This is a genomic window from Kribbella sp., from assembly GCF_035687465.1.
In the GTDB taxonomy this organism is placed as follows: Bacteria; Actinomycetota; Actinomycetes; order Propionibacteriales; family Kribbellaceae; genus Kribbella.
This window is the reverse complement of the sequence record NZ_DASRXP010000099.1, coordinates 1-10,419: the sequence shown is the minus strand read 5'-3', so window position 1 is coordinate 10,419 and position 10,419 is coordinate 1. Positions and strand designations below refer to the sequence as shown.

Sequence of the window (10,419 nt, the reverse complement as noted above, 5' to 3'; positions counted from 1 at the left end):
CTCGGGGACTGAGCACCTGTGGGGGCGAGATAGGCTTCTGGTGTCTGGTCGGAGCGTTCGGGGAGAGCCGTGCGAGAGATCGTCGTGTTCAGCGGTAGTGCGCATACAAGCCTCGCCGAGCAGATCTGTAGTGATCTCGGTGTAGAGCTGTCGCCGGTGGAGATCCATCGTTTCAGCAATGACTGCCTGCAGGTCCAACTGCAGGTGAACTGCCGGCAGCGGGACGTCTACATCGTCCAGCCGCTGGTGCCGCCGACCCAGGAGCACCTGATGGAGCTGCTCCTGATGATCGACGCGGCCCGCGGTGCGTCGGCGGCCCAGATCACCGCGGTGATGCCGCACTACGCGTATGCGCGCTCCGACAAGAAGGACGCGTCCCGGATCTCGATCGGCGCCCGGCTGGTCGCCGATCTCCTGGTCGCGGCCGGGGTCGACCGGGTGCTGACGATGACGCTGCACGCGCCTCAGGTGCACGGGTTCTTCTCCGTCCCGGTGGACCACCTGACGGCGATCGGCGTACTGGCGGACCACTTCCGGGGCACCGACCTGACCGACACGGTCGTGGTCAGTCCGGACCTGGGCAACGCCAAGACCGCGACCCAGTTCGCGCGGCTGCTCGGCCTGCCGGTGGCCGCGGGCAGCAAGCAGCGGTTGTCCGACGACAAGGTCGTGATCGACGCGATCGTCGGCGACGTGGCGGGCAAGAAGGCGATCATCCTGGACGACGAGATCGCGACCGGTGGTTCGATCATCGAACTGCTGGACCGGTTGAAGGATCTCGGCTGCACCCAGGCCGCCGTGGCGACGACGCACGGGCTGTTCGCGGGTAAGGCGGTGGAGCGGCTGCGGTCCCACCCGTCGATCACCGAGGTGATCAGCACCGACACGGTCCCACGCCCGGACGGATTCCCCGAACTGCAGGTCAGCTCGGTCTCCGGACTGTTCGCCGAGGCGATCAAACGCATCCACGAAGGCGAGTCCGTCAGCAGCCTCTTCGACGGCGTAGACCCCACCCACGGCCCACCCCAACCAAAACTCCCCTTCTAAGCTGTTCCACAGGCGAGCGAAGCGGTTCCCCAGTCGGCGTGGTCGCTGTTCTTGCCGTTGCCGCCGTCCGTGGTGGCCAGGGTGAGGCGTTTGATGCCGGTGACATCGAGGTCCAGGTGCGTGGCGGTGTCGCCGGCGCGGATGACCGGCGTACTGGCCAGGGTCTGGCCGTCGCCGACCACCACGAAGGTGACCGAGCCATCGCCGGTCTCGGTACCGTCGTCGACCCCGACGTCCGCGACGAACCGCGTGCAGGCGCCACCCAGCCAAGTGGTCAGTGAGCTCGCCGCGTGCGAACCGATGCCCTTGGCAAACGTCTTGCCGGCGATCGACAGCGTCCCCGGCGGCTGGTCGCCACCATGACTGTTGTCCCGCTGCTGCGGTCGACCGTAGCCGTTGATCTCATCCGTCCAGGGCAGATCACTCACGTACGTCGCTCCGCGTGGCGGCAGCGGTTCCGCGAAGATCGACGTGGCTCCGGCGGAGTGGATCGACCGCCCGTCCGGTGCCGTGTATTTGCCGGCGACAACCAGTTCGACATCACCCCGGGCGCCGCCCGAGCCTAGCCTCAACGTCCAGCTCCCGCTCACGCTCTCCCCATCGTTCAGCCGGTTCCTCGTTACCGGCGCACCCGCGACCAGCGTCCACCCGCCGGGCACTTCCGGCGCCAGCGTGAGGTTGCGCACAGGACCACCCGTCCGCGCAACGAAGATCCCTTGCACCTTCACAGTCCCACCCGTGACGATCTCGCTCACGGACGCGTCCACCAGCACCGTCGTGCTGGGTGCGACCCGATGCGGCTGGTCGCAGGTGACCCGACCAGCGGAGTACGGGCAGGCTTGCAGCGCGAAGCCGCCATGATTGCCGATAGCAACCGATAGCTGATCTGTTGCCCGCCGCACCGATGACGACCGGGCCAGCAGCCGCCCGTTGTCCGCGATGACCTCGACCAGCCACTGCCGGTTCCCACCCATGAACGACAGCGGTACCGCGACCGTACCCGCGCCACCTGCGCTGATCCCACCGGCGAACCACCGCGAACCACTCCGCCGCGCCATCACGACGTCCGAGCCAGGTGCTCCCGCGACCAGTCGCGTCTCGTCCCAGCTCGTCGGCAGTTGCGCGAGGAACCGCGCACCCTCCGGCTGCGAGGCCAGCTCCTCGGGCGAGCTGACGATGTGCGTCCAGCCGGACTCGTAGACGACCGGCAGCGCGAGCTCGTGCGCGTTGGTGGTCTGCGGTTTCGGGTTGGCGGCCGTCGCGAACCGGGTCGGCGTGTAGTCCATCGAGCCGATCACGTTCCGGGTGAACGGCAGGATCGTGTTCCGCGTCGCGTTCAGCCCGTTCTCCTCGCCGCGGACGCCCTCCATCGTCATCAGGTGCGGCCAGGTCCGGGCTAGCCCGTGCGGCACGGTCGAGCCGTGGAAGTTGATCATCAGCTTGTACTTCGCGGTGTCGGCGAGGATCGCGTCGTACCACTGGTAGCGACCCTGGGTGTCGGACTCCATGAAGTCGACCTTCACCCCTTTGACGCCCCAGGCAACCAGTTTGGTGAACCAGTCGTCGCGTTGCGCCTGGCTCTGCAGGTTGGTCCAGTGGAACCAGATCAGCACCTCGACGCCGCGAGCCCGCGCGTACCGGGTCAGCTCCGGCAGCCAGGCCGGGCTCCACCCCTCGTCCACGAGCACATACTTCAGGTTGTTCTTGGCCGCCGCGTCCACGTAGGCCTTCTGGCGTTCGAAGTCACGAGGGCTGGAGTTCTCGGCGAGCCAGGACCAGGACGACAACCCGGGCTGGATCCAGCTCGTGTCCGTGAAGCGCGCCGGGTCGGCGAGGTCGTCCACCAGGGTCGAGGCGGTGACGGTGGCGAGGTCGCCGACGATCATCGTTCGCCAAGCCGTTGCCAACGGCCCCGACGACACCACCTGCGCGTCGGCGAGCTGGACGTCGTACCGGCTGGAGCCCTGGGTGTGCGTGAGGCGCGCACCGGAGTACCGGCCGTCGAGACCGGATTCGGCCAGCAGCGCATAGTTGCCCCCGGCCCGGAACAGCGCGGGATGCCCGAACTGCCCGGTCGGGGCAGTGGCGGCGGTCGCCTGCGCGTGCTCGTTCTCGTGCTGCGCGTTGTAGGGCTGCAACCAGTTGGTCGCGTCGGCGGCGAATTCGTAGCCGCCCGTCTCACGCTGGACGGCGACCGGACCGGGCAGCTCGTACCGGAACGCCACGCCGTCGTCGGACACCCGCACGACCAGCGCGAAGGAGCCGCTCGCGTTGCCGAACGTCAGCCGGCTCTCCTGCTGGAACACGGTCCGATCCCGCTGTTTCCCGGTCGTCATCCGGTACGACGTACGCAGCGTCTGGTGGCTCTCACCGGTCAGCGCAAGGTCCTTCGACAGGTCGCCGGCCGCGGTCACCACGCCGAGATCCGCGACGCTGACCACCTCGGCGGCCTTCGAGGTGACCTCGAGCCGGAGCCGACCGTCGACCAACTCCACGGTCGCGCCGACGGAAGCCACGCCGGGCAGTACCCACGAGGTGTCCGGGCCGGCTGCAGCAGCTGGAACGGCTGGAACGGCTGGAACGGCTGGAACGAGGAGAGTCAGCGGCAGGAACGACGAGAGCAGCTTCAGCATCGGCGAGGTCCTCACGATCGGTGAACGGGCGAGTACACCAAGTCGCGCTCACCGTAAGAGGTGGTGTTGATTGCTGCAAGATCCCGTGCAGAAATGTCCGGATGCGGACTTAGGGCACGCCCTACCCCAGCTCCAGCGTCGTGGTGGCGAAGATCCCGGCCTGATCGACGTCCGGCGCCGGCCCGCCGGCGTACATCCGCGCACACTCGAAAGTCGGCACCAGCCCGAACCGCTCAGCCAGCCTCACCGCTGGCGCATTGACATCCGGTACGTCGATCGCCACCTCCTCACCTGGCCCCACGAGCCCGGCGAGCACCGCCGAGGCGATCTCGTCCGACGCCGCGTACAGCGGCCCGACCCGCGAGCCGGAGTCGGTCGGCCGCAGTACGCCGAAGCCCGCAAGCCGGCCGTCCTGGATCGCTACGAGCGATCGGTGCCCAGGCAGATTCACCCAAAGCGACAGAAAGGCATCCCGCTCCGCCGGGAAGAACCGGCGGTCGTACTCGGCCAGTTGCCGGAACGGCACCGACCGCGCGTCCACCAGTTCGACCCCGCCCGGCGTCTCACCGACAGCCGGGACGCCGGAGTAGCGGACGTGGTTCAGCGCCCGCTGGAACCCCGACTTCTGGTAGTTCTCCTGCTGATCGACCACCCCGTCCAGCCCGACCGTCCGCCCGACGAGGTGGTCCATCACCGCGTTCCACAACTGGATCCCGTACCCGTGTCCGCGCACCTCCGGCCGAGCGATGTAGAACCCGAGGAAGCCGTAGTCGGTGCCATAGCGAACGCCCGAGCAGCATGCGATCGGCTCGCCATTCAGCCGCCCGACCAGGAACCCCGAGGGGTCGGCCGCACCGAAGGCCAGCACGTCCGACCGCCCCGGATCCCATCCTTCGTCAGCAGCCCACCGCCGCATGGTCAGAAGGTCCGCCGCACTGGCCGCCAAGATCTCCAGCTCACTCATGGAGCGAGCCTATTCACCCCTCACAACACAGGTGGTGCAGCCACTCGGGCTCATGCCACCAGTACTCCGGGTCGTGGGCGTGCGCCTGCTCCCGAGTCAGCGGCTGCGGACCATTGCCCGCAGCAACCAATGACGTCTGCCGAGCATTGAAGGGCTCGAGCAGCTGGTCGATGGTGTGCAGCTTCCCGGCCACCATCACCTGCTGGACCGCAGCCGCATGCGTGATGTCCGCCAGCGGATTGCCCCGCACGAACGACAGATCCGCTTGCGCCCCCGCCCGTACTACGCCGAGCTTGTCCTCCAGGTTCAACCATCTCGCCGGGTTGCGGGTCGCTGTGGTCAGTGCCTCGTACGGGGTGAATCCGCCAGCCACCATCGACCGAAGGTTCGCGTGCAGCGAGATCGCGATGTTGTCCAGCGGTGAGTCGGTCCCAGCGATCACGAAGCCGCCGCCGCGGTGGATGCGCAAGACCATGTCTACGTTGCCCTTCAGCAGTTCCCGGGTGGTGATTCCCGCCGGTCCCGCGGCGGTGTTCACCTTGGCCTGGAGCGCGGCGTACTCCCAGGCCGGGTAGAGAGTGGTGGTCCGCGGGTCGGTCACCAGCGACGGGTCGTCGACGTGGGCCATCGTCGAGGTGAACAGCGTCGGAGTGACGGACAACCCGGCACTCGTGAACAGCGTGACCACATCGGCATACGCCCGGCCGAGCCGGCTGACCGTGTGCGAGTAGCCGAGCCGGTTGGTCGCGCCAGTGTGTTCCATCCCGTCCATGCCGAGGTGTTCGGCCGGGTAGAGGTAGTGCGACGACAACTGCAGCCCGAGCCGGTGAACCGCGGCGATCGCCCGTCGCTGATACTCGATCGGCAGCCGCACGTACGTCTTCACCAGGTCGTACGCGAGCCCTTCCACCCGGTCGAGTTCCAACCCGAGTTGCCGCAGCGACAAGGTCGGTCTCATGAAGTTGTAGTAGACCCGCGAGCCGTCGATCGCCTCGCCCGTCGCGAAGTACCGGGGCCCGGTCAGAGAGCCGTGCGAGAGCGCTTCCCGAGTCTCCTGCATCTGGTATGCGGGATCGCCGGGAGAGCGCGTACTCGTGATCCCGTACGCCAACCAGAGGTTGCCCTGCCGGGCGCCCCACGCCCGGCCGCGAAGGTGCCAGTGGACGTGCGCATCGATCAGCCCCGGCATCACGGTCAACCCCGACGCATCGATATCGGCCTCACCTCGATGTGGCCGGACTGCCGCGATCTTGGCCCCGTCCAGTACGACGTCGACGTCGGGCTGTAGCTCCTTCGCCCGGCCGTCCCACAGGGCGCCGGCGTGGATCGTCAGGTGCTGGTTGACCTTGGCCCGTTGCCAGGTCAGGTCGAGCTTCACCGTCCGCGGACGTGATCCCTGCACATCGACGCGGCGCAGTTGGCCGTTGTGCAGATAGAGCAGAGTCCGTTCGTCCTGCCAGACCGGCGAGTCGGTGACCTCGTCGGTGATCGCCCGCGGGTTCCCGGTGAACCGCCCGCGCCTGTCGACCGGTACGACGTACAGGAGGCTCTCGACGACGAAGGCGAGCCATTTGCCGTCGGGGGAGAACACCGGGCCGTCGTCGCCACGGGTAGCCAGCGATCGGAACGGCATCGGCTCGACGTACTCGAAGGCGGTGGTGGCGACGTCGACGTACAGGAGCTGGCTGGTGCCCTCGCGGAAGCGCTTGGAGAACGGTTTCACCGCCGCTAGAACGATCGTCCGACCGTCGGCGGACCAGCTCACCCGGCCCGGTTGGAACAAGGTCGGCGTCAGTTGGCGAACCTGGTTCGAGGCCAGCTCGAGGACCCAGGCGATGCCGTCCTGGTCCTGGTACGCGACCTGCTTGCCGTCCGGGGAGAACCGTGGCGCGGTCTGCGCTCCGGGCAACGAAGAAAGCTTGCTGTCGGCCCCGGTGGCGAGATCGTGCAGCCAGAGGTCCGCAGTACCGTCCCTATCGCTTGCATAGAGCAACTTCTTGCCGTCGGGTGAGAAGTCCGGATCCGAGTTGAAGTAGCCGTCGGCAACGACCTTGCGCGGCGCTGTCCGCCCGTCGGTTGCTGCCAGCCACAACGCGTTCAGCGCACGAAAGGCGAGCAGACGTCCGTCCGGCGACACTGTCGGACTCGCGATACCCAGCACTGGCCGGCGCTTGGTCGACTCGATGTCGGGCGCCTTCGGTCGCGGCCTGCGCGACGTCACGGGCACGGATGCGGTGAAAGGCACGACCGCGTGAGCGCCGCCGATCGTGTGCAGCAGCACCCTGCCGTCGGCGGTGTAGTAGAGCTCGTTCGCCGACGCCCACGAAGGCGGTACGGCGAAGACGTCCTTGCCGCTGGTGACGGTCTGATCGCCGACCACCAGATCCGAAGCCGGGCCGCTGTTCCGGACATACGCAAGCTGTCCCGAAGGAGAGTAGGCCGGACCGTAGACGGCGAACCCAGTCTGAGCCGGTACGGCGATCCGCCGCTGGCCGGTGGCGAGATCGAGTTCGACGATCGAACTGGAGTCGACAGTGAAGGCGATCTTCTGGCCGTCCAGCGACGCGACCGGTTCGGCTTCCTCGGTGGGGTCGTCGGTGAGCGCGACGATGCCGCCGGTCGCCAGGTCGAGCCGGTGGATGCCGTAGCTGCCGCTGCCGCCACGGTCCGACGAGAAGACGACCGAGCGGCCGTCGGGGGAGAAGTGCGGCTCGCGGTGGTCGAATCTGCCGGTGGTGAGTTGCCGCAGTCCGGTGCCATCGGGGTGGATCGACCAGAGGTGGAAGTTGCCGTCGCGGTACGACTGGAAGACGAGTTGCTGCCCGTCCGGCGCCCAGCGCGGCCGGGTCGCGTCCTGCAGGTCGTCGGTGAGCCGCCTCGACCGGCCGCCGGCCGAGGGCGTCACCCAGATCGCTGTCACCAGGTCGAGGGCGAGCCAGGCTCCGTCCGGCGAGACCGCCACCATGAAGTTGGTGCCTTCGGTCAACGTCGCCTGGTTCGCTCCTGTACGGCGGCCGTCGGTACTGCGCGCGTCGGCCGTACTGCGGACCTCGGCGGCAGCCGGGCCGATCGGCAGGGAGCCGGCGGCAGCCACTCCGCCGGTGAGTTGGAGAGCCCGGCGCCGGGAGAGACTCCACGAACCAGGGGCTTCGATCTCGGGGTCGTCGTGATTCACAGGCCGTTCCAATCCCTCGAGGGCGGTGGGGATGGTCCGAATCTGCCAGCAGCGTCGCGAGGCGATGAACCTGTTTCGCGTGCCGCTCGGTGAGCGGCTGGTTCGCTGCGACGAACGGCGGCGTTCTATCGTCAGCGCCATGAATTCTGTTTCACCCCGGGTCCGCGGAGGCCTCGCCGCTGTCGCTTGTCTGGTGATCGCGCTGGTCGCGGCATTGGCGGTCGACAGTCGGCTCGACCGGCACTGGGTGGTTCGCGGGATCACGCTGCTGATGGCGTTCGGGTGTGCCGCAGTACTCGCGGTCGATGAGGGGCGGCGAGCCCGGCGGCTCATCGGGGTGGTCGGGCTCCTGATGTTCGGGTTCGTGTTCCCCGTGACGTCGACGACGTGGGCAACGCCGCCCGAGATCGACTTCGCTCTGTCCGTGGCGGATGGAGCGGAGGCCGCGGCGACGAAGGCGGCCCAGAGCGTGGTCACCGTCGAGGACGTCCGCGCCGCGGCGGAAGCGCGCGGGGGAGCGGTCGGCACCCTCAAGACCGACCGCAGCCCCGAGATCCGCGGCGCCGACGCCTTCCCGGTGATCGTCCGCGCCAGGCCCGACCAGGGCCGCCCCCGAGCCTGCATCACCTTCACCCACGGCCTCACCGCCCACATCCGCCCCTGCTGAGTCCCCTCCAAACGCCTTACGTCCGAACAACCGAGGGGCAGGCCCCCGGCTTCTTCGGACGCAACGGATCAGGGGAGCTCGTACTCCGGGGCCAGGTGCTCGGCGCGGGTGAAGGGGTCCCAGGTGATCGGGGTTCCGTCGAGTTGCGCGGCGACCACCTGCAGGCCTGCCTCCCACCCGGCGGCTGCGGGGCCGGCGGCGTCGCGGTCGCTCAGCACATTGGTGAACACCAATCGGCAGCCGTCCGCAGTACCGACGATCTCCCAGCTGAGGATCTCGCCCAGCCACTCGTACTCGAGCACGTTCGGGGGTTCGTTCCGCAGCATCCGCCCGTTCGGCTTGGCATCCGGGTCGTCCGTGATCCCGTACCGCCGCCGCTGCTCATCCGTCACCCCGAAGAACAACTCCTTCCCAGCCGCCCGCGTCAGGTCCACCACCGCGGGAAACCAGGCAGCCAACCGCTCAGGATCCGTGATCGCCTGCCACACCTTCTCCGGCGGATGCCCGAACAACCGGACAAACCGGATCGCCACCCGCCCGTCCTCGGTCGCGTACACAGTGCCCCGACTGGTTTCCATACCTGGAATATAACCACCAAGGCATACGCCAGCAATTCCACAGAGTGAGAAATCGATTTCCAAACCGCCACGGGGACACTCGCGGAACCTAGGCTCGGGGGCATGACCCTTGGGAAGCTGTCCGGAATCAGTGCGATCTCCGACGTGGAGACGCGCTCCATCAGTGCGGAGAACCCGACCGGCGAGCCCGGCCAGGGCGGACGGCGTACTGAGGGGACCGGGGCGAAGGCGGCCCGGGATCTCGGCCTCGGATGGAAGGTCTCGCCGTCGATCGAGCTCGCGGCGGGAGAGAGCGCGACGCTGGCGGATATCGCCGGGCCCGGGTGCATCACCCACATCTGGCTCACCACGCACAAGGACAACTGGCGGCGGCTCGTGCTGCGGGCGCATTGGGACGGCGATGAGGAGCCAGCGATCGAGGCGCCGGTCGGGGACTTCTTCTGCTCCGGGTGGGGGCAGTTCGCACAGGTGAACTCGCTGCCGGTCGCGGTGAACCCGAACGGTGGATTCAACTCCTACTGGGAGATGCCGTTCCGCTCGCAGGCTCGGTTGACGTTGGAGAACACGCACGACGAGGCCGTGATCGTGTACTTCCAGGTGGACTACTGGTTGGGCGCTGTCGCCGACGAATCGGCGTACCTGCATGCGCAGTGGCGGCGGAGCAACCCCCTGCCCTCCAAGACCGTGCACACGTTGCTGGACGGGGTGGAGGGGCCGGGGCACTACGTGGGGACGTATCTCGCGTGGGGAGTGAACAGTTCCGGCTGGTGGGGTGAGGGTGAGGTGAAGTTCTACGTCGACGATGACGAGGAGTTCCCGACGGTCTGCGGGACCGGTACGGAGGACTACTTCGGCGGAGCCTGGAACTTCGACGTCCCTGACCGCGGCGGCTACACAGAGTTCAGTACTGCGTATCTCGGCCTGCCGCAGGTGATCCGGCCGGACGGGCTGTACCAGAGTCAGCAGAGGTTCGGGATGTACCGCTTCCACCTGCCGGACCCGATCCGCTTCCGCACGAAGTTGCGCGTCGACGTGCAGGCACTCGGCTGGAGATCAGGCGGTCGCTATCTCCCACTCCAAGACGACATCGCCTCCACCGCCTACTTCTACAGCACCCAAACCAGCACCGCCCGCGCCGAAGCGCCAACCCACGACACCATGGAGATCTGCTGAGGGCGGAGGTGGGTGGGTGTGGGGGGCGGGGTGTGCCACCGGTCGACGGTCCGCGGTGGGGCAAGGCGGGGTCGTCAGGGGACCGGGAGAGGGCCGTTGAGGGCGGAGAGGGTTAGGACTACCAGGGCGGAGGTCCAGCCGAGGGGGGCTTCGCCGGCTGGTTGGAGGTTGCGGTTGACCTT

The 10,419-nt window shown here is 68.0% G+C and carries 7 protein-coding genes; 3 read left to right on the top strand and 4 right to left on the bottom strand.

Translation table 11 applies throughout. The annotated features are described in order from the left end of the window. Nucleotides 1-69 precede the first annotated feature (69 nt). Nucleotides 70-1,047 carry a ribose-phosphate diphosphokinase gene (locus VFG33_RS04995; protein ID WP_325022863.1) on the top strand — a complete coding sequence of 326 codons (978 nt, stop codon included), beginning with the start codon at nucleotides 70-72 and terminating at the stop codon, nucleotides 1,045-1,047. On the opposite strand, the gene VFG33_RS04990 is transcribed toward VFG33_RS04995, so the two are convergent. The 3 genes from VFG33_RS04990 to VFG33_RS04980 form a co-directional block, all read right to left on the bottom strand. Next, nucleotides 1,044-3,680, bottom strand: coding sequence for an NPCBM/NEW2 domain-containing protein (locus tag VFG33_RS04990; protein WP_325022861.1), 2,637 nt, complete (start codon nucleotides 3,678-3,680; stop codon nucleotides 1,044-1,046). The genes VFG33_RS04995 and VFG33_RS04990 overlap by 4 nt on opposite strands. Nucleotides 3,681-3,801: 121 nt before the next feature. Next, nucleotides 3,802-4,644, bottom strand: a complete 843-nt coding sequence (locus VFG33_RS04985) for a GNAT family N-acetyltransferase (RefSeq protein WP_325022859.1) — start codon at nucleotides 4,642-4,644, stop codon at nucleotides 3,802-3,804. A gap of 13 nt (nucleotides 4,645-4,657) precedes the next feature. Beyond that, complete coding sequence (locus VFG33_RS04980; RefSeq protein ID WP_325022857.1) at nucleotides 4,658-7,819, bottom strand: amidohydrolase family protein; 3,162 nt, start codon at nucleotides 7,817-7,819, stop codon at nucleotides 4,658-4,660. Between the two features lie 139 nt (nucleotides 7,820-7,958). On the opposite strand from VFG33_RS04980, the gene VFG33_RS04975 reads away from it, so the two are divergent. Further along, complete coding sequence (locus tag VFG33_RS04975) at nucleotides 7,959-8,486, top strand: hypothetical protein (RefSeq protein WP_325022855.1); 528 nt, start codon at nucleotides 7,959-7,961, stop codon at nucleotides 8,484-8,486. 68 nt (nucleotides 8,487-8,554) lie between these two features. On the opposite strand, the gene VFG33_RS04970 is transcribed toward VFG33_RS04975, so the two are convergent. Next, a complete protein-coding gene (locus VFG33_RS04970) occupies nucleotides 8,555-9,064 on the bottom strand; it encodes an SRPBCC domain-containing protein (protein WP_325022853.1) in 510 nt (169 codons plus the stop codon). Nucleotides 9,065-9,166: 102 nt separating this feature from the next. On the opposite strand from VFG33_RS04970, the gene VFG33_RS04965 reads away from it, so the two are divergent. Continuing rightward, a complete protein-coding gene (locus VFG33_RS04965; protein WP_325022851.1) occupies nucleotides 9,167-10,237 on the top strand; it encodes a glycoside hydrolase family 172 protein in 1,071 nt (356 codons plus the stop codon). Nucleotides 10,238-10,419 lie beyond the last annotated feature (182 nt).

Excerpts from the sequence above, each read along its gene's own strand:
- VFG33_RS04990 (WP_325022861.1), bottom strand. The coding sequence starts at position 3,680 with ATGCTGAAGCTGCTCTCGTCGTTCCTGCCGCTGACTCTCCTCGTTCCA.
- VFG33_RS04985 (WP_325022859.1), bottom strand. The coding sequence starts at position 4,644 with ATGAGTGAGCTGGAGATCTTGGCGGCCAGTGCGGCGGACCTTCTGACC.
- VFG33_RS04975 (WP_325022855.1), top strand. The coding sequence starts at position 7,959 with ATGAATTCTGTTTCACCCCGGGTCCGCGGAGGCCTCGCCGCTGTCGCT.
- VFG33_RS04970 (WP_325022853.1), bottom strand. The coding sequence starts at position 9,064 with ATGGAAACCAGTCGGGGCACTGTGTACGCGACCGAGGACGGGCGGGTG.
- VFG33_RS04965 (WP_325022851.1), top strand. The coding sequence starts at position 9,167 with ATGACCCTTGGGAAGCTGTCCGGAATCAGTGCGATCTCCGACGTGGAG.